Annotated in this window: 16 protein-coding genes; 10 read left to right on the forward strand and 6 right to left on the reverse strand. The window is 46.4% G+C overall.

What is annotated here, in order from left to right:
* Positions 1-370 precede the first annotated feature (370 nt).
* Positions 371-6,484: a fibronectin type III domain-containing protein gene (locus tag FN124_RS21835; protein WP_185937314.1), complete on the reverse strand. Its 6,114-nt coding sequence runs from the start codon at positions 6,482-6,484 to the stop codon at positions 371-373.
* A 372-nt stretch (positions 6,485-6,856) separates the two neighbouring features.
* Complete coding sequence (locus FN124_RS21840; RefSeq protein WP_185937315.1) at positions 6,857-8,044, reverse strand: glycosyltransferase family 2 protein; 1,188 nt, start codon at positions 8,042-8,044, stop codon at positions 6,857-6,859.
* A gap of 420 nt (positions 8,045-8,464) precedes the next feature.
* Here FN124_RS21840 and FN124_RS21845 point away from each other — a divergent pair, with 420 nt between their 5' ends.
* From FN124_RS21845 to FN124_RS21875, 7 genes are read left to right on the forward strand one after another with little or no spacing between them, the layout of a single operon-like run.
* Positions 8,465-8,857: a response regulator gene (locus FN124_RS21845; RefSeq protein ID WP_142686907.1), complete on the forward strand. Its 393-nt coding sequence runs from the start codon at positions 8,465-8,467 to the stop codon at positions 8,855-8,857.
* A 40-nt stretch (positions 8,858-8,897) separates the two neighbouring features.
* Positions 8,898-10,049, forward strand: coding sequence for a sugar transferase (locus tag FN124_RS21850; protein WP_221887860.1), 1,152 nt, complete (start codon positions 8,898-8,900; stop codon positions 10,047-10,049).
* Entirely contained in the window at positions 10,049-11,257 is a 1,209-nt protein-coding gene (locus FN124_RS21855; protein ID WP_142686908.1) for a glycosyltransferase family 2 protein, read from the forward strand. The genes FN124_RS21850 and FN124_RS21855 overlap by 1 nt, the downstream gene beginning before the upstream one ends.
* Positions 11,241-12,164 (forward strand): glycosyltransferase family 2 protein, encoded by a 924-nt coding sequence (locus FN124_RS21860; protein WP_142686909.1) that lies wholly within the window; start codon positions 11,241-11,243, stop codon positions 12,162-12,164. Before FN124_RS21855 ends, FN124_RS21860 begins: the two co-directional genes overlap by 17 nt.
* Positions 12,152-14,053 carry an asparagine synthase (glutamine-hydrolyzing) gene (gene asnB, locus FN124_RS21865; protein WP_142686910.1) on the forward strand — a complete coding sequence of 634 codons (1,902 nt, stop codon included), beginning with the start codon at positions 12,152-12,154 and terminating at the stop codon, positions 14,051-14,053. The genes FN124_RS21860 and asnB overlap by 13 nt, the downstream gene beginning before the upstream one ends.
* Before the next feature lies 1 nt (position 14,054).
* The gene (locus tag FN124_RS21870) at positions 14,055-15,182 is read left to right on the forward strand and encodes a glycosyltransferase family 4 protein (RefSeq protein ID WP_260607556.1); all 1,128 of its coding nucleotides are present in this window, start codon (positions 14,055-14,057) and stop codon (positions 15,180-15,182) included.
* 21 nt (positions 15,183-15,203) lie between these two features.
* Positions 15,204-15,974, forward strand: a complete 771-nt coding sequence (locus tag FN124_RS21875; RefSeq protein WP_142686911.1) for a class I SAM-dependent methyltransferase — start codon at positions 15,204-15,206, stop codon at positions 15,972-15,974.
* Positions 15,975-16,033: 59 nt separating this feature from the next.
* Here FN124_RS21875 and FN124_RS21880 read toward each other — a convergent pair whose 3' ends face one another.
* The gene (locus tag FN124_RS21880; protein ID WP_142686912.1) at positions 16,034-16,879 is read right to left on the reverse strand and encodes a beta-1,6-N-acetylglucosaminyltransferase; all 846 of its coding nucleotides are present in this window, start codon (positions 16,877-16,879) and stop codon (positions 16,034-16,036) included.
* A 10-nt stretch (positions 16,880-16,889) separates the two neighbouring features.
* Positions 16,890-18,230, reverse strand: a complete 1,341-nt coding sequence (locus FN124_RS21885; protein WP_142686913.1) for a lipopolysaccharide biosynthesis protein — start codon at positions 18,228-18,230, stop codon at positions 16,890-16,892.
* Positions 18,231-18,702: 472 nt separating this feature from the next.
* On the opposite strand from FN124_RS21885, the gene FN124_RS21890 reads away from it, so the two are divergent.
* A complete protein-coding gene (locus tag FN124_RS21890) occupies positions 18,703-22,482 on the forward strand; it encodes a PKD domain-containing protein (RefSeq protein WP_185937316.1) in 3,780 nt (1,259 codons plus the stop codon).
* Here FN124_RS21890 and FN124_RS31675 read toward each other — a convergent pair.
* Positions 22,479-23,093: an acyltransferase gene (locus FN124_RS31675; RefSeq protein WP_142686915.1), complete on the reverse strand. Its 615-nt coding sequence runs from the start codon at positions 23,091-23,093 to the stop codon at positions 22,479-22,481. The two genes, FN124_RS21890 and FN124_RS31675, sit on opposite strands and share 4 nt — an antisense overlap.
* A 2-nt stretch (positions 23,094-23,095) precedes the next feature.
* On the reverse strand, positions 23,096-24,214 hold the full coding sequence (locus tag FN124_RS21900; protein ID WP_185937317.1) for a glycosyltransferase: 1,119 nt from the start codon (positions 24,212-24,214) through the stop codon (positions 23,096-23,098).
* Between the two features lie 255 nt (positions 24,215-24,469).
* Here FN124_RS21900 and FN124_RS21905 point away from each other — a divergent pair, with 255 nt between their 5' ends.
* The gene (locus FN124_RS21905; protein ID WP_142686917.1) at positions 24,470-25,993 is read left to right on the forward strand and encodes a bifunctional GNAT family N-acetyltransferase/carbon-nitrogen hydrolase family protein; all 1,524 of its coding nucleotides are present in this window, start codon (positions 24,470-24,472) and stop codon (positions 25,991-25,993) included.
* A gap of 130 nt (positions 25,994-26,123) precedes the next feature.
* Positions 26,124-26,921, forward strand: a complete 798-nt coding sequence (locus FN124_RS21910) for an FkbM family methyltransferase (RefSeq protein WP_142686918.1) — start codon at positions 26,124-26,126, stop codon at positions 26,919-26,921.
* Positions 26,922-26,927: the final 6 nt, after the last annotated feature.

Consider the following 26,927-nt stretch of genomic DNA (forward strand, 5'->3'; position numbering starts at 1 on the left):
ACTTTAATTGATACGCAGAGTGGGATATACATACATTGCAGTATATCTGCCTTGTCCCGGCGTGGTAATTGGTATATCAGAGGAGATGGTAAAAATGAGATAATGTTTGGCAAGATGCCCTACAATATATCAGGTTTTTAGCGAGGATGAGGTTAATGGAGAGATATCCGGGGAGCAAAGCTATCCTGGTATATCCGGTTATGGCTCAAAGGTAAAAGATTATATTAAAAGACACTTTATTTTTAAGCGAAACATAAAATTTAGTTGGTAACCGCTGAAGTTTTCCGGGTAAAGCGAATATTTTATAAAAAAACCGTTCCGGGAAATATTCCGGAACGGTCTTATTTTATAATAATCATTCAGTTACAACTCAATTCTGTCTGACAAGCTTAACGCTCTTTGTTTCACCGGTAGAAGAAGTGATTTTCAGGAAATATACGCCAGGCAATGTAACCGAGCGCTGGGTATTGATCCTGATCAGGTTTTTACCCTGTGGCACCTCTTTCCTTGTTTCGCTGTAGAGGCGTTTGCCGCTCAGGTCCACGATTTCAATGAGCATTACAGGTGCTGTTTTCTGCAGTGTCATATCTATCGCCAGGTTATCAACGTAAGGATTAGGATAAACGTTCACCTGCATGCTGCCTTTCAGGGCATTGGTGGTTACTATATTGTTACCTATTCCCATCACCTGGGTATTGTTGTTGAGGTTCTGGATATTGCTGGTAGCCACTATTTCCATCGCATTAAGATAACCTACCTGTCCGCCCGGAGGAATACTGAGCGTAAAGGCAATTTCACCGTTGGCATCAGCAGTAAGATTGGTAAAGTCTGCTGTGTTGCTGGTATTGTTCTGTGCGCTCAGGGTTTTGCTTACACCGTTGATGGTGAATTGAGTGCTGCCGTTATCCGGTTGTGGCGCCCACCATTTACTGTTCGACAGGAACTTAATGGTGTAAGTGGTATTGGGGCTCAATCCTGTAAGGTGGCCGTGCATTACCGGTGCGCCGGTAAAGAAGCCTGGCAATGAGCCAAAGTAAAGGTATTCTGCCAGTACCACATCCGGGTAAATACCGCTGTTATTACCGGTAGTAGCGCCTTCTACGCCTGCAGCCCACCATGTTTCATCGAAGTTTAATCCAACGGTAGTGGTTTGGCCCTGGTCGTTTTTCAGGTTAGATGTTGCTCCTGTGATATTATTCCATGGTGCCGGCGCGGTATTGTTGAGCTTGAAGTTCAGGAACAGTTTGTAGCTGCCGCTGGTGTTTGGCGGAGGTGTTACTGTAATATTGAACGTAGTGGTGTCTGCAGCGCCGTAGGTATCTTTTGCAATAACTTTTACATTATTGTAAGTGCCTGCATCGCTGATGGTTGGCGCCACGGAAAGTGATACGTTGCCGCCTGATTGTACCAGGGTAACAAATGAAGGCAGGTTGACGGTACTGTACGTAATCGGGTTGTTGTCCTGGTCTGTTGCCGCCACAGGGATATTCAGGCTATAACCTGCCTCCAGGCTCTGATTGGCAATATCTGCTATTACCGGTGCGTGATTGACTGTTGGTGCTGTGGAAGTACCCGCCACTACCTCGATGGCATTGAGGTAACCCACCTGTCCGCCTGCAGGAACACTCAGCGTAAATACGATCTCGCCGTTTGCATTAGGGCTGAGGTTAGCGAAGCTCACTACGCTTTGTGAATTGTTTTGTACATAAAGGGTCTGGCTTACTCCATTGATGGTGAACTGGGTGCTGCCATTGTCTGGCTGCGGCGCCCACCATTTACTGCTGGAGAAGAACTTAACGGTAAATTTCTTACCGGCTTCCAGTCCTGTTATATGACCGGTCATGCTCGGCGCTCCGGAGAAGAAGCCAGGCAGTGAACCGAAGTAAAGGAAATCGTTGATCACAGCATCAGGATACACGCCGCTGTTGTTGCCGGTAATGGCGCCTTCGCCATTGGTAGCCCACCAGGTTTCATCAAATACCAGGCTGGACGCAGTTGTTTGTCCCTGGTCATTTTTCAGGTTGTTGGTCACTCTTCCGGTTACGTTATTCCATGGCGCTGGTGCGGTAGAATTCTGTTTGATACTGATAAGCAGTTTATAACCGCTTGTATCCCCACCTGCGGGTGCATTTACTGTGAGATTAAATACCGCCGTATCGCTGTTACCATGCGTATCTGTGCCAATTACACCGATATTGTTGAACTGGCCTGTATTGTTGGTAGCAGGGGACACCAGGAGGTAAGGCGTACCTGGCGACTGTACCACAGAAACAAAAGCAGGAAGGTTATAACCGGTATAAGTGATCGCATCATTTTCAGGATCTGTTGCTGAAAGTTGTACATGCAGGGTATCTCCGGCTGTTAATGTTTTATTCGGAATAGCCGCAATTACCGGTGGCTGATTTACTACAACAGTAGTATCGCCTGCACCGCCTGCATTTATTTCCATCGCATTCAGGTAACCCACCTGGCCACCGGCCGGTATGCTGAGCGTAAATTTAATTTCGCCGTTAGCGTCTGCAGTCAGGTTTTCAAATACCGCTGCATTGGTAGTGTTATTCTGAACGTTCAGGGTTTTGCTTACACCATTAATAGTGTATTGCGTGCTGCCGTTATCCGGCTGTGGCGCCCACCATTTACTGCTGGAGAAGAACTTGATAGAATAAGTTCTGTTGGTTTCCAGCCCGGTGATATGCCCATGCATAGACGGAGCTCCTGTAAAGAATCCGGGCAGCGAGCCAAAGTAAAGGTACTGGCTCATTACCACATCAGGGTATATACCACTGTTGTTGCCGGTGGTAGCGCCTTCTGTTCCGCCTGCCCACCATGTTTCGTCGAACGACAGGCCAACACTGGTTGTTTGTCCGTTATCATCTTTCAGGTTCGGGGTAGCACCGGTGATATTATTCCATGGTGCAGGCGCAGGGGCATTCAATGTGAAGTTAAGGAGCAGCTTGTAGTTCGGTGTTGGTTTATCCACCACGGTCAATACAAAGCTCCGTACATCAATACCACCCTGGTTATCTGTTGCCTGTAACTTAACGGTATAGGTGCCGGAAGCGCCATATCCTGGTTGCAGGTTGATTACACAGGTATCATTATTACTGGTTATTGAAGCAAAAGAAGGAATCTGAAGCGCTGTCCAGGTGAAGGTATTCGCCGGGTTCTGATCATGCAGGGATACCTTTACGGTTTTCTGCGTTCCTTCATCTACACTCCATCCTGCAACAGAATCTATCACCGGAGGATAGTTATCGTTCACTATGAGGTTAAATATTGCCGTATCCTTACCGCCATTGGCATCTGTGGCAATTACCCCAACACCATTATAAGTGCCCTGCTGCGCAACAGTTGGCGCCAGGTTCAGTGAGGTAACGCCGGCATTTTGCTGCAGGGTGATAAATGCGGGGGCATTGTAAAGACTGAAAGTAATGGCATCATTATCCGGGTCGGTAGCCGTTAACGCTATGCTTTGGGTAGTACCATAGCGGATGGTGCGGCTGCTGATATCGGCTATCACCGGCAGATTGTTCAGTGATTTTGCGATCACTGCTTTTGTGAAGGCAGAGTAACCGCCTTCTCCGTATGCCCTTACTTTATAGTACACTACTGTGTTGGCAACGAGAGAGGAATCAGAGAAGGTTCCCTGTCCGGATACCACTGGTCCCACACTCTTCAGCACGCTGAAATGCAGGCTGTCTGTGAGGGAGCGTTGTATTTCATAACCTGTTTCAATGGTGCTGTTATCTGTCCAGGTTAATTTCACTACCTGTGTGGAAAGCGCCTGTGTAGCCAGGTTGGTTGGCACTGCCGGTGGCAATGGTTTAGCCGCTGTAGTAGCATTTGCCACTGTAGTATAAGCGGATTCGCCATAGACACCGATAGCTCTTATTTTGTAATAATAGGCAGTGGAGGCGTTCAGCGCAGTATCTGTATAACTTACTGCGTTGGCTGCAGTGGTAGCAACAATGGCGTACGTTCCGCCGCTGCTGGTGCTCCTGTAAATTTCGAAGCCGGTTTCATTATTACTTTTATCTGTCCAGGTAAGGTTCAGTTTACTGTAATTGTTTACAGCCACAGCCAGGTTGCCTGGCGCTGTTGGCGCTGTTCCATTAACAACAGATGTATCAATAAAGGCTTCGGCAGGGATCAGTGTGCGGGTGGTAATACCGGCAGCGGTGCTGGTCCAGTATACGCCCATGGCGGAGCCGCCGCCTCCCTGGAAGTAAGTAACCGTAATAGGATATACGCCCGCGTTTACGCTTACAGTGCCTGATGCATAAGTAGCGGCATGCGAACCATCGTTGTTTACGGTAGCTGTGGCGCTGCTGCTGTATGCTTTATTGAAGTACAGCTTGCTGCCATCGTCTGAATACGTTTCAAACTTGTAGGAACCGGTAACCGGGATACGGATATAACCAGTCCACATCACTGCGAAGTTAGTGGTAACGCCTGCAGGTGCAACGGAAAGGTCCGGCACATAAGCCTTGCCTGTTTGGGCTGGCGTGAGACTGGTAAAGTTGGGCAGGTTACTGTAACTGCCTGTATAGTATTTATAGGAAAGATTTGCCTTTTTGGTTCTTATCGTCACCTGGTTGCTTGGGGTAGACGATTTTCCCGACACATCTTTCGCCTTCACATAGAAATTGTACAGGGTACCATCCGTAAGACCTGTTACAGTGGCGGTAAGCACATTGCCTACAGACATTTTCAACACGTTGTTGGCGTAAATGTCGTAGCCGGCAATACCTGCATCATCTGTAGCGGCCGACCAGTTCAGTATTACCTGGTTGTTAGTGTAGCTACCGAGGATAAGCGACGGTGGAGCAGAAGGAGCGGAGCTGTCAGATGAGGTGGTGCCTTTTACTTCTGCAGAAAGAGGTCCGGCAGCATTATCGTTTACAGGCCGTACTTTATAGAAGTAGTTTGTATTTGGAATAAGATTATTATCTGTAAACGTAACCACATTGGCATTGTTCCGTCCTACAAGTGTGTATGGGCCTCCAGCCAGGGTGGCGCGGTATATTTCAAAGTATTTCTCGTTGTAAGCTGGGTTGGCGTTTTCTGTCCACGATAACACGATCTGTGTTTTGGTGAAACTGTTCACTGCCAGGCTGCTGATAGGATCCGGGTTATTCACGCCGGTGCTGTTTACAACCCGGAAAGTATCGGAGTAAGTGCCGATGCAATTTCCCTGTGTAGTTACCCGCACTACATAAGCGCCCGGGGTAGAAGTGGTTAAGGTATTGGTAGTACTGAGCATAGTAGAGCTGCCTGCGCGTATCCACTCATAACTGATCAGACCGGAAGGCACCTGCATGGTAACGCTGGTAGCGCCGTCCGGAGCAGGGAGCACATTACTGGCGAGTACAGGGGATGTAGTAATAGTTTGTTTGGGAGAAGCAGGCTTGTAGCTGATCACGAGTGGTGTGGGCGACCATCCGGTCCATCCGTTTGGCAGCTGTCCTCTTACACGGTAACTGCCTGGCGTGGTTACCACGATGGAGTTAGACGTACCGGTAGATATAGTAACACCATCTTTCTGCCATTCATACTGCTGAAATCCCGGGGCTATACCAATGGTAAGCGTCTGACCGGGACAAAAAGTTGCAGAGCCGAATAATGGATAAGGATTAAGCCTGTTGGCCCTTAGCATGAAAGGCGTAAAGTCGGGCTCATTCCATGCGTCTGTCCATGTATTGTGATCATCGTTGGGATAAGTAGTGAGTTTAAAGTTACCGCCGGCGGCGTTAATGAGGGCCACCACCTGGTTAGTGGTATAAGGTGCGGGGTTGCCATCCAGGCCGCCCTGGAAAAGCCACATCTGCGTGAACTTGTAGGTGTCAATATGATTGCCGTAATCAATTGCCATGGCGCTCATAGGCAATGAAGCTGCGGTTAATTGCGGGTAGCGCATGGTAAATTCCCATGTGCCCCATCCGCCACCGGACAAGCCATTTACGATCAAACGGTCGGGATCTCCTTTTGCACTGGTAACAATAGAATCGATCACCTCTTTCAGGTTATCATAATCGTTGGGGCCCCAATAGCCGCCCTGGCTCTGGGGATAAATGAGGTAGCCGTCGAAAGTCCCGTTATCAACGCGACTGGCCCATGTTTGTCCACCCCATAATAACTGGAATTCGTTATCGTAGATAGTTCCTTTTTCACCTACGCCATGGAAGAACAGGTAAATGGGATACTTTTTCCCGTCGTTTACACCAGGGGCATAGGTTCTAGGGAATTTCAGGCGAAACGCCATATTCTTATAAATGTAGGATTTATAAGAATCAGTATTATAACTCATCCTGACTGTTCTCACCCATTTGGTGATCTTGTCGTACGGAGGGTCTGCAGGAGGATTGGCAGAGTTGTAAGTGATCACGGGATCACTGGGGTTTAATGCTGTTTGAGCTTTTACTGCCGGTAGGCAGCATAATGCTAAAAGCATCAAAAGGAGCATGCGGTGTAAAGTTCGATTCATGGACATATATTATGTATGTTATCCCACAGTTATTCGGTCGCTGCTGCGGGAAAAAAGTATGAACAAGCACTGATCCGGGAAGCCGGAAATACCTGTAATTCAGAGGAGATGGTAAAATTAAATACGCTCAGGATATAGATCCGAAGCTGGCGTGGCTTTATCGAAGGATGAGGTCTTTGGAAAAAAACGGCTGTAGGTAAATCATCATTTTATTGATGGCATATTTGTATTCTCAGCCCATTACGACAATTGGTTTTTACATTTCACCGCTAAATTAAATAACTGGTTGTATATATTAAGATTTTTTTTGCAAACGGCGTTTTTTTGCTGGTAAACGCAAATTTTTATCAGGTGAAATATACCGGTGAGCTGCTATTGAACTGCAATGCTGCGCTGCGCCCTTTCCCAAACGGCGGATTGCCGCTTCCTGAAAAAGCGTATGCAGCCGATGTAAACTGCCACGTTCATAAATACAAAATAGAAAGGGATGTAGAAATATTTGGCTTTAATGTGTTTCCTGGCCAGGAGATAACCTGTAAGCGCAGCGGCATAAAAGAGCAGCTGCAACAGGCCGGTGATCATATATATTATGGTACCAGCTCCCAACAGGATAAGAAGAATGTTGGAAACCAGGGCCAGTAAAAGAGACAGGGGCGCCAGCGTCCAGCGCAGCACCCGGTGGGAAATGTATTGCCAGGTGATCCTGGGATACCTGAAAGGGTTCAGTAAAGGCAGCAGCCTGCCCATCGACTGGAAACCGCCTGCACTGATCCGCACTTTACGTTTATATTCTTCTTGCAGGGAAGCCGATGAGGTTTCCATGGCATAAGCTGCGGGCTCATACATCACGGTATAGCCTTTCATATTTATCCGGAAAGAGATCATGAAGTCGTCCAGTATGGTATCTTCCTGCTGATGCTCGTACAGGCTGGTACGGATAGCTATCAGCTCGCCGGCAGCGCCCATTACGCTGTAAAGTTCCGCATCCCATTTCTTTAGCAGGGATTCATATTTCCAGTACATGCCTTCGCCCTGCGCTTCTGCACCCCCGGTGGTAGACATCACCTTTTTTTCACCGGCCACTGCGCCCACCTTGTCGTCTGCAAAGCGCTGCATGAGCAATGATACGGCCGCCGGGTTCAGCAGTGTATTGGCATCGGACAACACTACAAAAGGAGTGGTTACAAATCCCATCGCGCGGTTTACAGCGGCCATTTTTCCTTTGCGCTGCGGATCATATAATAATTTCACCTGCGGATGCTGCGAGATAATTTCATTGGTGTTGTCGGTAGATCCGTCTGTCACAAAAATGAACTGTATTTTCCCCGCAGGGTAATCCATGGCCAGGCTGTTTTTTATCTTTTCCCCAATAAAATCTTCTTCATTATAAGCAGCCACAAGAAAGGTGACATCCGGCACAAATGCTGCAGGCTTATCAGCCGGATTGCCCTGCAGTAGCCGCTTTACCCGGATAGCAAGATAAAGGAGCACACCATATCCTATATAACTGTAGCATACAATAAAAACACTTAGCCAGAAGATCACAGACAAAATTGACATAGCGGACGATACTTTTATGGGGGTACATATATTTTCAATGCAAAAGTATCATAATTTGGATCATACACAATTGAATTTTTGTATTGGATGTTTGTTTATACCTTTTTTTGAGATGTTCATCACCGTTTACAGTAAAAATTCCAACACTTACCCTCCAAATTAAGTCGTTTACCAAAAAAAGTATTTATGATATCCTGAAAATAATACTTTTGCTTCCATGTTCATCGGATTACAACTCCGGCAGGAACATGGAAATGTAAAAACCATATGTCTCTCTCATATCCCCTTGCTAAAACCGCAGAAGGTAACTTACCTGACTAATAATTGACCACATCCCATCAAAAGCCTTCGGGAACTTGCATTTTTTTTTGCATGGCCCACATTAACGGTTTTTAGTAATTGTTTGTAAAGAAGGTATAAATGAAAAAGACAATTTTGATAATAGACGATAGTATGCCGATGCGTTATTTGCTGGAGGCACTTTTAGGAAAAGAATATGCTGTGGTTTCCGCACAGGACGGGCTGGTAGCAATTACCTGGCTGCTGAAAGGGAACAAAGCAGACCTGATCATTACAGACCTGCAGATGCCGAATATTGATGGATGGGAACTACTGGATTACCTGTCGGGCAGCTACCTCTACCAGGATACACCGGTGGTGGTGCTTTCCGGATTCTATGCTGATAAAGTAAATGATCTTTCAGCAAAATATAACAATGTGAGAGAAGTGCTCCAAAAGCCTTTCGACCCGATGCAATTGTTGGATAAAGTAAATTTTATACTGGAAAAACAATTGAGTGCTGCTGCGGTATAATGTAATTGTCACCTACGAATACACTACTAATTTTTAACCGATGGATACCTTTACCCAAAATTCACTGCAGGTAGAAAGCATCAGAGGAACCGATACCGGTAAAAGCACATTGCTTTACGAGGTTCCGGATGCAGAAAGCATCCTGCTTTTTGTAGGAACACCGCATAAGGGGATGCAGACTGAAAACAATCAATTCAGATGCATAGTGACGGAGGATGTGACAGATGCGCAGAAAGTGATCAACCAGTTGCAGCACATTTTTAAGAAAGTGCCTGCAGCTATTATTTACCGCTTCGACAGCGCCTATGAATCGGCCCTTTCGGAATGGAGCACCTATTTTAAAACACACCAGTTCCTCTGCTCTATCCCGTTTTTTGTGTATACAGATAAGGGGTTTGATGAAATGAAATCGCTGGTAAGCAAGTATACCTTTATTGATGATATCATCACACAGGAGGCGTGGCATGTGCTGGGGAATAAAATTGCGATAGTGAGTAAAGTAAAACGTATGCGCACTTTCCCGGTATATAAAAGCAGCAGTCTCCGTACACGGTTATACACCCGCAGGTTTTACAGCAATTTCCTGAAGCGCTCTCTTGATGTAGTATTGGCAGGTGGCGGGTTACTTTTGCTGAGCCCTGTAATGCTGGTGATTGCCGCTCTCATCAGGCTCGAATCCAAAGGTCCCATATTTTATGCCGCCAAACGCGCGGGCAGGAATTACCGGGTTTTTAAGTTCTACAAGTTCCGGACCATGGTACCGGACGCCGACAGGCAACTGGACAAAATCAAACACCTGAACCAATACGACGGACAAACAAACGGTCCTGTTTTTATAAAAGTATCCAACGATCCAAGGGTAACCAAACTCGGAAGCTTCCTGCGCAATACCAGCCTGGATGAGATCCCGCAGTTGCTCAATGTACTGAAAGGGGATATGTCGCTGGTAGGGAACCGTCCGCTGCCATTATATGAAGCAACTACGCTTACTACCGACGAATGGGTGGAAAGGTTCCTCGCTCCGGCCGGTATTACGGGCTTATGGCAGGTAAGTAAAAGAGGTAAAAAAGATATGTCGGTCAAAGAAAGGATCGACCTGGATATTAATTACGCCCATAAACGCTCGCTGAGGTATGATATGTGGCTGATGGCAAGCACGCCGTTCGCGCTTGTACAAAAAGACAATGTATAATGATAACAATTATAACAGTAATACTGTTTGTTTACCTGGCCGGTTGTGTACTGTACAATCTTTTGTTAGCCATCGCCGGCCGTTTGAGCCGTAAGAAGAAAATTGCATATGAGGAAACGGCTACTTATGCGAGGATTGCCATTCTCATCCCGGCTTATAAGGAAGACAGTATTATTTTATCCACTGTTAACAGTTATAACCGCCTGCATTATCCTTTGCACCAGTTTGAAGTAGTGGTGATTGCGGATTCCCTGCAATCACGCACCATGGAAGAGCTGGCTGCTACCGGTGTGAATGTGATACCGGTTAAATTCGATAAAAGTACCAAGGCTAAATCGCTGAATACGGCTTTTGAAAAACTGGGAGATAATTACGACCTGGCACTGATCTGCGATGCGGATAACATGTTGGAGGCAGATTTTCTTTTAAAGATCAATCATGCCTACCAGCAGGGGCATCATGCCATCCAGGGACAAAGAGTAGCCAAGAACCTGAATACGCCTTTTGCCATTCTCGACGCAGCCAATGAGATCATTGCCAATCATCTGTACCGTAAAGGCGCCAATGCGTTGGGCTTATCGTCTTCCGTAATTGGCTCAGGTATGGCCTTTCATTACCCGCTTATCAAACAGGTTCTCCGTGAAATACAGGCTACCGGCGGGTTTGATAAAGTATTGCAATTACTGGTCATATCAAAAGGACATAGTATTTTATACCTGGAAGATGCCTATGTGTATGATGAAAAGATTACGCATGCGGCCGTGTTTGAGAACCAGCGCAAACGCTGGATGTCCAGCCAGCTGGTATATCTGCGCACGTTCTGGGGCAGGGGATGGGCTGCTTTATTCAAAGGCGATGTGAATTATTTTAACCTTGCAGTATGCCAGAACGCATTGCTGCCGCGTATGCTGCTGCTGGCAGCATTAACGGTTTGTACAGCGCTTGGTTTCCTGCTGCAGCGTTTTATGCCGGTGTCTTATTACTGGTGGGTGGCTTTGTTTATACTGAATACACTTAGCCTCTTACTGCCTATACCCGGGAAGTTCTTTTCAAAATATCTTTTCACCGCTGTGGTTACTTTACCGCGCGCTGTTGGCATCATGATATTATTGTTGTTCCGCCTGAAGGGAGCAGATAAAACTTTTATACACACTACTCATACACAAACAGGTATCGATAATCCTTTATTAGATGCAGCCAGAAAGTAATACATATTATCCGCTGGTATCAATTATCACTGTTAATTATAACAATGCAAAGGTAACCGTGGAGCTCATGGCCTCCCTTAACAGGATCAGCTATCCCAATCTGGAAGTGATTGTGGTAGATAACGCATCTGCAGAAAGCCCTGTTGCGGCCATAAAGAACGAATATCCTTCAGCCATCGTTATTGAAAGTAAAGATAACCTGGGCTTTGCCGGAGGAAATAACCTCGGTATTAAAGCCGCCCGCGGCGAATATCTTTTCCTGGTGAATAATGATACTGAGTTTACAGAAGGATTGATAGAAGGCCTGCTGGAAGTATTTGCCAAACATCCCGATGCCGGTGTGGTTAGCCCTAAGTTTCATTACTTTTTTCAGAAAGGAACTATAGAATACGCAGGGTATAAGGCAGTGGACAGGCTTACCGGGAGAAACAGCATGATCGGTTGCCGTGAACAGGATAATGGCCAGTACGACGCTATATCGGAAACGCATTATGCACACGGCGGCGCTATGATGGTATCTGTCAGCGCCCTCGCCAAAGTGGGACTGATGCCGGAAGTATATTTCCTTTATTATGAGGAATTCGACTGGTGCGAGCAGTTCAAACGCCAGGGCTATAAAATATACTACCAGTATAAGGCGCTGATCTATCATAAAGAGTCCATGACCACCGGTAAGAACAGCCCCCTGAAAACTTATTACATTACACGTAACAGGATATTATTCATGCGCCGGAACGTAAAGCTTCCCGCCAGGATGTTCTTCATACTGTATTTTATTTTTCTCACTATTCCCAAGAACACGGTTCAGTTTTTACTAAAAAGGGAATCAGTTCATATGAATGCATTCTGGAAGGGAATTTTCTGGAATCTTAAACACCCAAAACCGGATAATTTATGTGTGGCATAGCAGGGTTTATTGATTTTACCCAAAAATCAGACGCAGACATTCTGCGCAGCATGACAGATGTAATGGCGCATCGCGGGCCAAATGACGCCGGCTATGAGGTATACGAACATCCCCGGGCTTCCGTGGGATTGGGCCAGCGCCGTTTATCCATCCTGGATCTCTCCAGGTCGGGTCATCAGCCCATGCACTTTGAGCAATATTCCATTATTTTCAATGGAGAGATATATAATTTCAAGGAGATCCGTACAGAGCTGGAAAAGCTGGGCCACCACTTTCATTCCGGCGCCGATACGGAAGTACTGCTGAAAGGCTATGCACAATGGAAGGAAAAGATCCTCGATAAATGCATCGGCATGTTTGCCTTCGTGATTTATGACCGCACTGCAGAAGAAGTGACGCTCTTCAGGGATCGTGCCGGTGTTAAACCATTATATTACTACTGGCATAACCGCACCCTGCTTTTTGCATCCGAACTGAAAGGCATCTGTGAGCACCCGGAATTCCGGAAAGAGATCGATGAAAAAAGCCTGTCTCTCTTCCTCCAGTACAGCTATATTCCCGCCCCTTACACTATTTACAGGAACACGCATAAGCTGAAACCCGGCCACCTGCTGAAGCTGTCGCTTAACGATGCCTCGGTAAAGGAAGTGCAGTATTGGAATGTACTGGATGCTTACCGGCAGCCGCTTACCGGCCTGTCTGAGTTTGATGTGATCAAGCAAACGGAGCAACTCATGCACAGTGCATACAGTTACCGCATGGTATCCGATGTACCGGTGGGTGTATTCCTGAGCGGTGGGTACGACAGTGCCAGCGTAGCGGCTTTGCTGCAGTCTGACACTTCCAGCCGCATCAAAACCTTTACCATTGGGTATAAAGAGCCACAGTGGGATGAGTCGAAAGAGGCGAAGAAAATTGCCATGCACCTGGGTACTGAACATTATGAATGGATAGTAGGTCCCTCTGAAGCAAAAGAGGTATTGGAGCACCTGCCGGAAATATACGATGAGCCATTTGCTGATAACTCTACTGTGCCTACCACATTAGTGAGCAGGTTTGCCAGTAAGGAAGTAAAGGTGGTGCTTTCCGCCGACGGGGGAGATGAAGTGTTTGCAGGATATAATAAATTTAACCAGTCGCTCCGCTATACCGGCAGTTTTCCCAAACCCCTGCAACGCACGCTCAGCGCTGCCATGTCGGTGGTGTCGCCAGAAGTGATCCCTTACTTCAACAAGCAATATAATTTCGCTTCCCGCTATGAGAAGATGAAACTGATATGGGCCAGCGGTAAGCCACAGCATGCGCTGAAATATATCAGCCAGTATCTTACGGAAAATGAAGTGAATTATTATACCGCCGTGCCGGCAGATGGTTATAAAACCAACTTCGACATGAACGGGGAACTGGACAATATGAACGATCCGCTGAACCGCTTACTGGCAGTGGATTATAAAACTTTCCTGGTTGATAATAACCTGGTAAAGGTAGACCGGGCCACCATGTCGGTTAGTATTGAAGGCCGGGAGCCCATGCTGGATCACCGTTTGGTGGAATTCCTGGCAAAGGTGCCCGCAGGACTTAAAATAAAAGACGGTATCAATAAATACATCCTGAAAACAATTGTACATAAATATATTCCAAAGTCATTGATGGAACGTCCCAAAAGGCCTTTCATCGCCCCGTTGCAGGAATGGTTCAGGGATGAGCTGAAAGAGCAGATGCAATATTATCTCTCCGGTGAGCGCCTGGCAAAATCAGGGCTTTTCAATGTGCCGCATGTAGAAGGGTTACTGAATAATTATTTATCAGGCGGTAAAGTGAGCCATCAGAAATTATGGAATATGCTGGTTTTCCAGTTATGGTACAGTCGCTGGATAGAAAAATTATAGTATGGGAAAGATGAATGGCAAAACACGGGTACTTGAAACCATCCGCCAGGGTAAGATCGGCGGGGGAGAAAGTCATGTGCTTGACCTGGTGGCATCGCTGGATAAAACAGTATTTGATCCCATTGTGCTTTCCTTTACAGAAGGCCCTATGATGACGGCTTTGCAGAAAATGAATATTCCCGCATTTGTTATCGGGAGCGAGAAAGCGTTTGATATCAGCGTATGGAAGAAGGTGAAGAAATTTATGGAAGATCAGCGGATAGATATTGTGCATGTGCATGGTACCCGCGCCAATACAAATGTGTTGTGGGCTGCGCGCAAACTGGGATTACCGGTGGTGTACACCATTCATGGCTGGTCTTTTCACGATGGATTGCACCCGCTGGCCAAACGTTTACGTATTGCCGCGGAGAAGTTTATCACGCGTAAAACACAGGTGAACATTTGCGTGTCTGAGTCCAACCGGCAAACCGGTATCAAAGCCTTAAAAGGATTTTCCGGTATCGTGGTAAGGAATGGGATCAACCTGCAGAAGTTTAATTCTGATGCACAATACCCTGATCTGCGTGCGGAATATGGTATACCCGAAAGTAAACTGCTGGTTTGTTTTATTGCACGCATGACTTACCAGAAAAACCCGGTGGGGATGATCAGGGGTTTTGCCGCGGCACTGCAACAGGCGCCACAGCTACATTTGCTGATGATAGGGGATGGAGAGCTGATGAATGATGTGGTAAGCGCAGCAACAACCGCAGGTATCGGAAAACAGGTAACCTTTGCCGGCTTCCGCCAGGATATACCGGCAGTGTTGCATGCGGCCGACATCTATTGTCTACCCTCCCTGTGGGAAGGCTTTCCGATTGGCGTACTTGAAGCGATGGCTATGGGGAAAACCGTTATTGCCAGTGATGTAGATGGTACAAAAGAAGCAGTGCAGGATGGAGAGAACGGGATATTGGTGCCGTCCGGCAACCCTGCGGCATTGGCTGCGGCCATGGTGAGGGTAGCGCGTGATGGCGCACTGAGAGCCAGGTTGCAGAGTAATGCGAAAGCAGCCATCGCAGCTAATTTTAACGTGGTAGGCATGACAGAAAAAATTGCAGCTGTATATCAACAGCTTTGTAAATAATAACATTTTATCAATTGCAATATGACAAAAACCGTGATCACCTACGAATATGACCGGATTACCGATATAAAACGACTGAATTTTATAACGGATAGTTTGAAAAGCAACATTCCCGACGGAGGCCGTGTGTTGGATGTAGGATGTGGTAATGGCGTTATCAGCCGGCATCTCGGGCAGTTTGGCTATGAAGTGCTGGGGATAGATGTCAGTGAAAAAACAATTGCAGTAGCACAGCAGCGCAATACTTATCCCAATGTGAAATTTGCAGCCATCAGCGCGGAAGCGCTTACTGCCCAGGGGGAAACGTATGATGCAGTGATATGCAGCGAGGTACTGGAACATCTTGATCAGCCGCAGTTGCTGCTGAACACCATCCATGCATCGCTGAAGGATAATGGCTTGCTGGTAGTAACTGTTCCCAATGGGAATGGCCCCAGGGAATTGTGTGTAACAAGACCCATGCTTAAAGCGCGCAACAACCCTGCTTTATGGAAAAGCATCAATAAGGTGAAAAGCGCACTTGGATTTAAAGGCACTACGGCTCAATCACAGGCCGATAACCTGGATCATGTGCAGTTCTTCACCCGGAAAGACCTCCAGAAACTGGCGGAGGCGAGTGATTTTAAGATCGTGAGATTTGCGAAAACTAATTTCGTGGAAGATGTGTTTCCTTTTTCCCTGCTTACAAAGCGGCTTAAATTCCTGCAAACGCTCGATTGCCAGGTAGCAGAAATATTGCCTTACAATTTTACCGGTGGCTTTAACACCTTATGGAGAAAAAGCGCCGGTTGATTTTTGAATGTTGGTACAAAAAAGAGAAGGGCTGGTCAGCAATGATCAGCCTTATCTTTTTATCCCTTGTCCGCTGCTGCATCTATGCGGTCCAGCAGTTCAGGCGTTTTACTCATATCGAATTTGCGGGCCAGTAGTTTACCTGATTGCAGTATACCAGGCAGATCGCTCATGGTAAATGTTTTGGGATGCGCATGCCCTTCGGACCAGTCGATATAACGCTGGTAGTTATTTTGCACCGTGCTTTTAAACGGCCCGTTCATGATCACCGTCTGGAAAATAAATTCATCTCCTCCCCAGGTATATTTGTAAAAGCGCTCCAGCTCCGGGTGATCTTTTATAAAATGGAAACACCATGCTGCGCATTCCTGCGTAAGGCTCCACCAGAGCGATCCTCCATGGACTTCCATATTCAGTGGATGTTTTCTTTTCGGAAGCAGTTTTTTGATCCATGCAGTGATCCGGTATTTCCCCGGCAGCCGGAGATCTTCAAAATGATAGGAGGTGATTTTGGGCATCATCTGTTGCAGCGTGCGGGCAGGGAGCAGGTCCAGGAACTGTTGCCCCGCGCGGGCATTGAAAAAATCATGAAACACATTCATCGTTGTAAGCGGGTAATCCTGCGCACTGATAAGATGGATAAAACCGTACTGGTTACCGGAATTCTCAATGAACTCAATGCCGTTCAGTGCGGCCTGTATGGTGCCGTATCCCGCCCAGGTTACGTTTACACGTTTCTCTATAAAATATACCTGTGGTAAATTCATCGCCGCCTGCCATTCGTTGATATCAGATTTGGCATCAAGATGTACATAGCAATCAATGAGTGGATGCTGCAGCCTGTTCAGCAACCGGCACAGTTGCGCCGGGTTTTTATGACTCAGTATAATAAAAGCTAGTTTCATAAACTGAAAATTATTTATACTGTAAACGGAACAGTTTAATCTTTGATAACAACATTTTACATTCAAGCCAGCCGTAATAAACAATGCTTCTCAGGTTTACATCAGGAAGGTAACGGCGAAGGAAAAAATATCCGAATACCACTGCAAACAAAAGGTTCAGGCTGGAGGCAATGGCCACTGAGCGTATATCTGCAAAGAGTAATACCAGCGCAATATCCAGCACAATATTCAGTATCAGCTTAATAAGATTTTTATAGAAATTGATCAGCGGCTTGTTGATCATATCCAATGTAACGCCAATAAACCGGTCGATAGGATAAAGGATGGCCGAAAAGAGGAATATCCTCACAATATCGGTGGCCGGCAGATAGGCTTTGGCTGCCAGTAAAAGGATCAGCGGCTTTGTGAATAAAAGCAGCCCTACAACAAACGGAAGAATAAGAATAGTAACGGTGCCAGTGTACCTGCAAAAAGCCCGGGACACTTCTTTCCAGTCGCCCCTGTTGGCGGCTGCGGAAATAGTGGGCTGTGAAGTGGCTACAAAGCTGCGCAATATAATTTCGATCACTTCCATAAATTTCTGGGGAATACTGTATACCGCTACCGCGGTAGGGCTCAGCATTGTTCTCAGTACCAGGTTATCGGAATAATTCAGCAGGGCGGAAGAAAACATGCTGCCAACAATCAGTTTCCCGTAATGAAATAATTCGATGGCCTGTGCTTTTGTCCGTGCAGCCATGGTGGTTAAGGCAGTCCAGCGGAATATCATGCAATAAATACTGGTGATCAGCAGGGATAATGAATAAGTATACAACACATTATGAAGCGTTACCTGTCTCATAAAAAACAAGATACCCAGCAACACCAGGAATGACCCGTTCTGCAGCATTCTGATCTGTACAATTTTATCGAATCGGTGCGCTGCCTGTAACACCCATGTGGCAAAGTTAAAGGGCAGCGAAAGTAAAGTCATAATGCCCAGCCAGCCCAGGAAGAAATGCCAGGTAGGACTGAAGTAACGATAGCCAATGGCATATACCAGGAAGGAAAATAAAATAAAGGATAAGGTAAGCAGCAGGGAAATGTACCAGGCGGCTCCTGTTACCTGCCTGCTGGTGGTAATATCGGTGCCAGCGCTGAATTTTATAATGCCCGATTGCAGCATGGCAGTGCGTATCTGGTCAAGGATATTGTAGGTGGCCAGGAATAATACCCATTCTCCAAAAGCGCTCAGGGAAAGCATCCTTACCAGCAACGCAAAGGAAAGTACATTGAAAAAAGCCATTATAACATTTCCAAGAAGAGAATGAAAATGCCTGTTACGAACAATAGCCAAAAGTTTAAATGCCATGAACCATTAATTACATCAAGTACTATGAATGATAATGGCTTTTTACAGGATGAGGTTAAAAAAGAGGAATATCAAAATATCCGGAAGAGCAAAGGTAATTTTTTTATTGATAATAATCAGATTCTCAAACATGTTATATAGAAAATAGACAAATAAATATAGATATAAAATATTTATACTTTATTTATTGTAATGATATATGTTATTTTTTTTCATTATGTGAATTAAAAAAAAGCTTTCTTTGCAATAATTAAAACCCTTTTCCCGGGAACTTTTAAGTATCGTGTATGAGGATAGACTTTTAAAACTACTGCACAAGCCATATATTTATATGATAAACCATCTGCTATTGCTGAGGCATTTTTTTTGCCGCAATATTTATAGGCTAGGCGCTATATTGATAATATCCTGTTTTGGATCAGTCCCTGTTTTCAGCCAGGTGCAGACAGCGCGATCGTTTAGCGATCCTACGATGTCTAACATAAAAGGTTTCTATGAATATCTTCCCGCAGGTTATAGCCAGGGAAGCGGTAAGAAATATCCCTTGATCATTTTCTTTCATGGCAACGGTGAACTGGCCAGCTATGGTTCGCCTTTATCAGCTGTTCTTAGAAACGGGTTGCCCCGGGTGATTGCTGATGGTAGATTTCCCAACACCTTTACAGTAAATAATCAAACCTATTCGTTTATAGTAATATCCCCCCAGTTCAATACCTGGCCGGGTTCCGGCGATGTAACCCTGTTTAAGAACTATCTTCTGACAAAATATGATATTGATCCCGACCGCATTTACATCACCGGTTTAAGTATGGGAGGCGGATTAACATGGGGCGCACTTTGTGAAGATAAAACAAAGGCAAAAGCTTTTGCGGGTGCCGCTGTTGTTTGCGGGATGTATCCGCCCACCACTGCCTATGCAGCCGTAGTGGCGTCTAATAACACGCCTGTATGGGCATTCCACAATGATGGAGATGGTACCGTACCTTCAGACTATTCAAAGAACTGGGTAAAGTATATCAACGCCACCATACCGGCTCCCAACCCGCTGGCAAAGCTTACTATTTACAATTCCACTTCGCATGATGCATGGACCAAAGCCTACGATCCCAATACGAGAGAAGATGGCAGGAACATGTATGAGTGGATGTTGCAATACACCAAAGATGGCGCAGTTACAGTGCCACCTGTTACACCACCGGTCACCGGCGGGAAGCGCATCGTGGTGCCCATGAGTAACAGCGCCAACGGCCGCGCAGAAATATATTACCCGGACGCTATGAAAACATTTAATGTAAGCCCGGGCGATACCTTATGCATACCCGCAGGGGAATATGAATACCTGCACCTGGGAAATCTTACCGGTACGGCCGATAAACCTATTGTTATTATTAACTGTGGTGGACAGGTAAAGCTGGGTGTAAAGAACCAGGGCACTGCCGCGGTGTTTAATGCGCCCACCTGCCGGTTTGTGGAAATCAGCGGGAGCGGGGATAAGAATTATGAATTTGGTTTTGACCTGAACGGTACCAACATTTCCGGTCTTAAAATATTCGGGCTTACCTTAGGTGTAGGCGCTTCAGACTTTGACGTACATAATATTTACATCCACGACGGCAATATCCTGTTACAGGCTAAAACCCTGCAAACCTGCGCCCAGCCGCAATACCTGGAAGGCGCCTTCGTGATGAAGAATGTGAAACTGCATCATATTAAATGCCGTAACTCCACCGGTGAAGGCTTTTACATCGGTAACACGCACTACTACTGGACAGAAGGAACCTGTGTGGATATGAGATCGCACTGGATCGAAAACCTTTGGGTGTATGATAATGACCTGGAAAATATCGGGAGCGACGGTATACAGATATCAATGGCTAAGAACGGCGACAACCGCGTGTTTAATAACCGCCTGGTAAATTATGCCACTTCAAAAAATTCTGCACATGGCTACGGTATCCTCATCGGCTCCGGCTCCAGCCTGAAAGTATACAATAATACCATCACCACGGGCTACATGCCGGGAGTAACCGTTTTCGGCTCAGGTGTAAGCGAGATATACAATAACGTGATCTCTGATATTTTTTATGAAGGGATCAACGTGGCAGATAAAATACCAGAAAATACTACCGCAGATCTTTTTCCACCTCCCGCTGCTATCATCTACAATAACACCATCGTTAATACAGATGCTGGTAAGAACGGTATCAAAATATTTGCGTATCAAACACCTATCGGTCACCAGGTATATAATAACCTCCTGGTAGAAACCGGAACGGCCTTCGATTACCCCTCAAAGGGATTGTATATAAAAGGAGATCAGCCGATAAAGCTTACTTCAGGAAACAACCTCTGTTACACCGATGTAGCCTCCGCTAATTTCGTGGACGGCGCCGCCGGAAATTTCCGGTTGCTATCCACGTCCACCGCGATAAACACGGGCAGGGACATGACCGACTTCTCATTAAAAACTGATTTCGACAATACCGCAAGGCCCCAGCAAAGTAAATATGATGTAGGCGCGTTTGAATTTAAGTCCGGCGGCACCACTTCCCCGCCCGTTTCAAATGCAGGCAGTGATATAACCATCACCTTACCGGTTGACTATGCAACGCTTGATGGCGCTTTGTCCACCGCTTCCTCCGGCAGTGCCATTCAAAGCTATGCCTGGAAAAAGATCTCAGGTCCTGCAGCGGGAACTATTGTGAGCGCCAATATGGTGAAAACAAGTGTAACCGGTCTTACCCAGGGAAACTACGTATATGCATTAACGGTAACTGATAAGAACGGGCTCACGGATGCCGACAGTATAGCCGTTACCGTTAAACCTGCCGCTAATAAACCACCGGTAGCCAGTGCCGGAAGTGATATCCAGGTGCAGTTACCGGTAAATACTACCTCGCTGGACGGCAGCGCTTCTACTGATGCCGATGGACAAATTACTTCATGGGCATGGACAAAAACCGCTGGCCCGGCCGGGGGAGATCTTTCCGCCGCAAACGCCGCTAAAACAAATGTAAGCAACCTGGTGGCCGGCACGTATACCTTCCGCCTCATCATTACAGATAACGCAGGCGCAAAGGATACCGCTACTGTAAAAGTGACGGTGCTGACTGCCGCCAATAAACCACCGGTGGCCAATGCAGGGAAGAACATCCAGATACAACTGCCGGTAAACACAGCTACGCTTAATGGCAGCGCTTCTGCAGATGCCGATGGACAAATTGTTAGCTGGTTATGGCAGAAAACTGCTGGTCCTGCCGGTGGCGACCTTGCAACAGCCAGTGCCGCACAAACAGCCGTGAACAACCTTGCTGCAGGTACGTATACCTATCAGCTAACCGTAACAGATAATAATAACGCCACGGCCACGGCTACAGTAACCGTATTGGTGCTGGCGGCAGCGCCCAATCAATCGCCGGTAGCTGATGCCGGCAACAACATCAGCATACAGTTGCCGGTGAACAGTGCCGCCCTGGATGGCAGCGCCTCCGCGGATGCCGACGGGCAAATTGTAACCTGGCTATGGGAAAAAACTGCCGGTCCTGCCGGAGGCAATATTGCCAGCGCAGGTACCGCTAAAACAAACATAAGCAACCTGCAGGAAGGAACATATACTTTCCGTCTTACGGTAACGGATAATAACGGGGCGACAAGTAACGCTACGGTAAACATCACGGTATTGCCGGTGGAGAACAAAGCGCCGGTGGCACAAACACAGGGCGACAGGAGCATTCAGCAGCCAATGAATTCATTCATTGCAGATGGTAGTTCCTCTTATGACCCCGATGGTACTATTGTGAAGTATGAATGGATGCAGGTAACCGGCCCCACCAGCGCTAATTTAAAGAGCCCCGACCAGGTACAAACCCTAATCAATGGCTTACAGGCAGGGCAGTACCAGTTCAGGCTTACCGTTACAGATGATAAGAATGCTACAGCTACCACCACCTTTAACTTAACGGTACTGGGCAACGATATTATTTCTCATGCAGATGATTCGCTGGCCATATCTCCCAATCCTGCAACAAACATCATACGCCTGAAGATTGTCCGCAAGAGCGAACAGCCTTTGCAGGTCAGGATTTTTGACATGAACGGCCGGATGCAGCAACAATTAATGTTTACCACGCCGGATTCCTTCCAGTCGGATGTAAACATCAGTAATTTATCAAACGGACATTTTATAGTGGAGGTGAAGTCGCAGGACAACAGCTATAATAAGAAAGGACGTTTTATAAAAATAAGCAACTAGATCTTTTCCCAGGTACCACTGGATGGTTGATATTGACGGATAGGGCGGGCAGGATTGCCCGCCACTATTGTATAAGGAGGTACATCTTTGGTTACCACACTGCCGCCGGCCACCACGGAATGCCGCCCGATAGTAACGCCTGCGGTGATAACGCTGTTGGCGCCTATCCAGCAATCCGCTTCTACAACAATTTCACCTGTAGTACACGGCTGCAGCGAAATAGGCATATCAGGATCTTTATAGCCATGATTCAACCCCGACAGCACAATGTTCTGCGCCAGTATAACATGATCGCCTATACGTACGGGGCCAATCAGCACATTACCTATTCCTATCCTTACATGGTTGCCGATGATCACAGCGCCCATACCATTATTTACAGTAGCAAAATCTTCTATGGTGGAGTAGTTTCCCAGGGTAAAGGTATTAAAGGGAAGTACATCCATCCGGGTCCGTCTCCGGATAAGTGCGCCCTTCCCTTTTTTATGGAAAAAAGGATTTACGAACAACCGCACCCATAACCGGGGGCGAGCCTGGTGCCTGGGCATCAGGAGGTATAAAGCCAGTTTCTTCAGACCAGGGTGTTGTTTCAGTTTTTCTTTGATGCTCATAATCAGTTACCGCTGGTGTTTAAGATGGCCTGGTAAATAGCTGCCACAGAATTTTCCCAGGTATGTGTGCCGGCAAAGCGGATACGTTCACTTGCAAGTGAAGGATCTGCATTTTCTGATAAGGCTCTTTCAATCAGCGGAACATAGTCGCCCGCCGTTGCAGCCTGGTATACATGTTGCCTGAACAGCTCCATGGTTTTGGTAGCAGTGGCCACTACCGGTTTGCCCATGGCCAGGTACTCATCTATTTTCAGGGGATAGTTCCCGGCCGTTACTTCGTTCAGTACCTGAGGGTTGAGGCATACATCAAAAGCCTGTACATAAGCAGGGAGCTGCGACAGATCCTTATGCCCTGTAAAATAAACGTTTGGCAGCTGGTGAAGCCGGGAAGCCTTAAAGTCGTCGTCTTCCGGGCCAACAAGTACCAGTTTCCAGTCGGGCCGTTCACTGGCTATCTTTATTAACACATTAATATCCAGCCGCAGCGATTTCAGCGCTCCCACATAGCCTATTACCGGGCCTTTGCCTGTTGGTACGTCTTCGGGCACCGGATGCTCAGCAGCAGCATTGAACAACCGCAGATCACATCCCTGTCCAACGTAATAGCTCGCGGGATTGTATTGCTGCAGCATTTCCTTAAGGTATAATGAATTGGCCACTGCGGCATCGGCCTTTGCAATATGCTGCGGTTCCAGCCGCAGCCCGTGCTTCTTCCAATAAGGAACGCCAAGCAGGTAATCCCTGCTGTAGTACACATAACTGGATGGTTGTAACATCTCCTTGAGATAGAATCCCCGGAAGATGTCATTATCATTAAACAAAATGATGTCTTTGAAATTCATTTCCCGGATAGCCTCCCTGATACTGTCCGCAAACTTTCTGTTATTGCGCTTGTTAAACCAGGAAAACAGCGGTGTGAAAGGCAGCCAGTTGATAGATTCCAGCACTGCGGAAGGGTAGTAGTTCCAAAGGTTATTACTTATCGGAACAATAGCCGGCACTTTCTTGCTGATGGCATCGAGCTGGTATTGTACATGTGGATCGTCTTTCCCGTTGATAACGGTATTCCTGTCCAGCGGTGAGTTAATATATAATACCCTGTTGTGCCGGGCAAATTCCATCGCAATATTTTTACAGTTACTTCCAATAGAAGTATACCATTGTTGCAGCCCGATTATAACTATATCTCTGTTTTGAATTAACGGCACGATAGCAAAGGTGTAATTGATGTATACGGTTTATAAACTAAATGTGCAGGTTTGCCGTTGGGGATGGTTAAATATGAAGTTCTTAACTTTAACTGCAAAGTAAATAAAAAATTCGATATTATTGAAGTATTACGATAACAATTGTCTTTTAAAACAGAAAAACAGGCTATGTCAGAAACAGTAGAAATAAGGAATTTAACCGTGGAAGATTACCTTGATCTCAAGGAATCTATGGTATCGGCCTATGCCGATATGGCGGGCAGTTACTGGCGGGAGCCTACCATACAACGGCTGATCAAGCTTTTCCCGGAAGGGCAGATAGCGGTTACGGTGAATGATAAAGTTGTAGGATGTGCGCTGGCAATCATAGTAGACTATGAGAAATTCGGTGATAACCACACCTATGAACAGATCACCGGTTACTATACTTTTAATACACATAACCCCAAGGGGGATACGCTGTATGGCATAGAGGTATTTGTGCATCCAGACTATCGCGGAAAGCGACTGGCCCGCCGCTTATATGACGCCCGTAAAAACCTTTGCGAGCAGTTGAACCTTCAGGGTATTGTAGCCGGCGGACGGATCCCTAATTTTGAAAAGTATTCGGACAGGATGTCGCCCAGGGAGTATATTGAAAAGGTGCAGGACCGGGAAATTTACGATCCCACACTAACGTTCCAGTTTTCAAACGACTTTACCGTAAAGAAGATCCTCAGGAACTATTTACCTAATGATGAAGCCTCTAAAGGTTTTGCCACCCTCTTACAGTGGTTCAATATCTATTATGAAAAGGACCTCGACACTATCCGGTATAATAAGTCCACGGTGCGTATTGGCCTGGTACAATGGCAGATGCGCGACTATGGCGGCCTGGATGGCTTTCTGCAACAGGTGGAATATTTCATTGACGCAGTTAGTGATTACGGATCCGACTTCGTGGTATTCCCTGAACTGTTTAACTCCCCGCTGATGGGAGAGTTTAACCAGATGGACCCCGCCGGGGCCATCCGGGGAGTAGCCCAGTACACTAACCAGCTGAGGGAAATATTCCAGCAGCATGCGGTAGCCTATAATGTAAATATCATCTCAGGAAGCATGCCCATTGTAATAGATGAGGGGCTGTATAATATTTCCTATCTCTGTCGCCGCGACGGCACTTACGAACAGTATATCAAGATTCACCCCACGCCAGGTGAAGTTGCCGCCTGGGGAATCAAAGGAGGAAGCGATATCAAAGTGTTTGACACCGACTGTGGTAAAATCGGTATCCAGATCTGCTATGATGTGGAATTCCCTGAGCCTTCACGTATCCTGGCGGAAGAAGGTATGCAGATCCTGTTTGTTCCTTTCATGACCGATACCCAGCATGCCTATAACCGTGTCAGGTTCTGCGCGCAGGCAAGGGCTGTTGAAAATGAGTGTTATGTGGCCATCGCCGGCTGTATCGGGAACCTGCCCAAGGTAAACAATATGGACCTGCAGTATGCGCAGTCCTGCGTATTTACTCCCTCCGATTTTGCTTTCCCCGTAACCGGCATCAAAGCAGAATCAACCCCTAATACAGAAATGGTGGTTATTGCTGATGTGGATCTTGTATTGTTGAAGGAATTACATGCCTTTGGAAGCGTGCAAACTAAAAAAGATATCCGGAATGACCTGTACGAGGTAAAATACAAGAAGAAGAAATAGATATAGATGAGCGGTGTTTTTTAATTATAGATAAACATAATATAATAAAGGAAAATAATAGGATAATGGCGGGCAGATGCTTGCTGTTATCCTTTTTTAGTTCTAAATTTCACTACAAATTCCCTGATTTATGAAAGATCAAGCCTATTATCCGTCCTGGAAGAATTTATCCAAGTACCGGCAATATTTCGCCTACTTCAGTGAATATATCCGCTATAACGACTGGAAATCCCTCCAGGCATCCCTTAAACTGGTATTATTAAATAAGCCCTCACTGGAGGAGTGGAATGCAAAGTCGGCGATGGGGCATTTCCGGATCCGCAAAGGCACTACGGATTTCCAGTTTATTAATTACGCCTATGAAAAAAAGGTGCGCGACTTCCTGAAGCAACAGGTAGAAAGCCATAACATAGACGGCTTTATAGACATTGGCGCCTGTATTGGTGAGTACGATGTTTGGCTGGCCGGGAAAGGCGTTCCCTGTGTGGCGTTTGAACCGGTGAACCACAAAGCTGTACAGGAGAACATCACCCTCAACAAAGTGGGGGATAAAGTAAAACTTTTTGCCTGTGGCCTGGGCAGCAAACAGGAAAAGGTGAATTTCAATATTATGAGCACCGTTACCGGTTCCAGTTATATCGACCGGGAAAATAATAAAGAAGGCAATATACCTATTGAAAGGCTCGATGACCTGGTCCCTGAACTTGGATTTGACCTGAACAGCAAGATCATCGTAAAACTGGATGTGGAAGGAATGGAAACAGAAGTACTGGAAGGCGCCCGGAATTTTATCAGTCAAACACCTCATCTGCGTATTATTTTTGAGCGCTATGAAGGTGACAATACTGTAAACGATAAGCTGAGCTCACTGGCTGATTTTACCTTCGACCGGATAGATCAGTTCAACTATCTCGCCACAAAAAAATAACCAACC

This window comes from Chitinophaga polysaccharea (genome assembly GCF_902150045.1).
In the GTDB taxonomy this organism is placed as follows: Bacteria; Bacteroidota; Bacteroidia; order Chitinophagales; family Chitinophagaceae; genus Chitinophaga; species Chitinophaga polysaccharea_A.

Coding starts and splice junctions, on each gene's coding strand:
- FN124_RS21835 (WP_185937314.1), bottom strand. CDS start 6,484: ATGAATCGAACTTTACACCGCATGCTCCTTTTGATGCTTTTAGCATTA.
- FN124_RS21840 (WP_185937315.1), bottom strand. CDS start 8,044: ATGTCAATTTTGTCTGTGATCTTCTGGCTAAGTGTTTTTATTGTATGC.
- FN124_RS21845 (WP_142686907.1), top strand. CDS start 8,465: ATGAAAAAGACAATTTTGATAATAGACGATAGTATGCCGATGCGTTAT.
- FN124_RS21850 (WP_221887860.1), top strand. CDS start 8,898: ATGGATACCTTTACCCAAAATTCACTGCAGGTAGAAAGCATCAGAGGA.
- FN124_RS21855 (WP_142686908.1), top strand. CDS start 10,049: ATGATAACAATTATAACAGTAATACTGTTTGTTTACCTGGCCGGTTGT.
- FN124_RS21860 (WP_142686909.1), top strand. CDS start 11,241: ATGCAGCCAGAAAGTAATACATATTATCCGCTGGTATCAATTATCACT.
- asnB (WP_142686910.1), top strand. CDS start 12,152: ATGTGTGGCATAGCAGGGTTTATTGATTTTACCCAAAAATCAGACGCA.
- FN124_RS21870 (WP_260607556.1), top strand. CDS start 14,055: ATGGGAAAGATGAATGGCAAAACACGGGTACTTGAAACCATCCGCCAG.
- FN124_RS21875 (WP_142686911.1), top strand. CDS start 15,204: ATGACAAAAACCGTGATCACCTACGAATATGACCGGATTACCGATATA.
- FN124_RS21880 (WP_142686912.1), bottom strand. CDS start 16,879: ATGAAACTAGCTTTTATTATACTGAGTCATAAAAACCCGGCGCAACTG.
- FN124_RS21885 (WP_142686913.1), bottom strand. CDS start 18,230: ATGGCATTTAAACTTTTGGCTATTGTTCGTAACAGGCATTTTCATTCT.
- FN124_RS21890 (WP_185937316.1), top strand. CDS start 18,703: ATGTCTAACATAAAAGGTTTCTATGAATATCTTCCCGCAGGTTATAGC.
- FN124_RS31675 (WP_142686915.1), bottom strand. CDS start 23,093: ATGAGCATCAAAGAAAAACTGAAACAACACCCTGGTCTGAAGAAACTG.
- FN124_RS21900 (WP_185937317.1), bottom strand. CDS start 24,214: ATGGAATTTGCCCGGCACAACAGGGTATTATATATTAACTCACCGCTG.
- FN124_RS21905 (WP_142686917.1), top strand. CDS start 24,470: ATGTCAGAAACAGTAGAAATAAGGAATTTAACCGTGGAAGATTACCTT.
- FN124_RS21910 (WP_142686918.1), top strand. CDS start 26,124: ATGAAAGATCAAGCCTATTATCCGTCCTGGAAGAATTTATCCAAGTAC.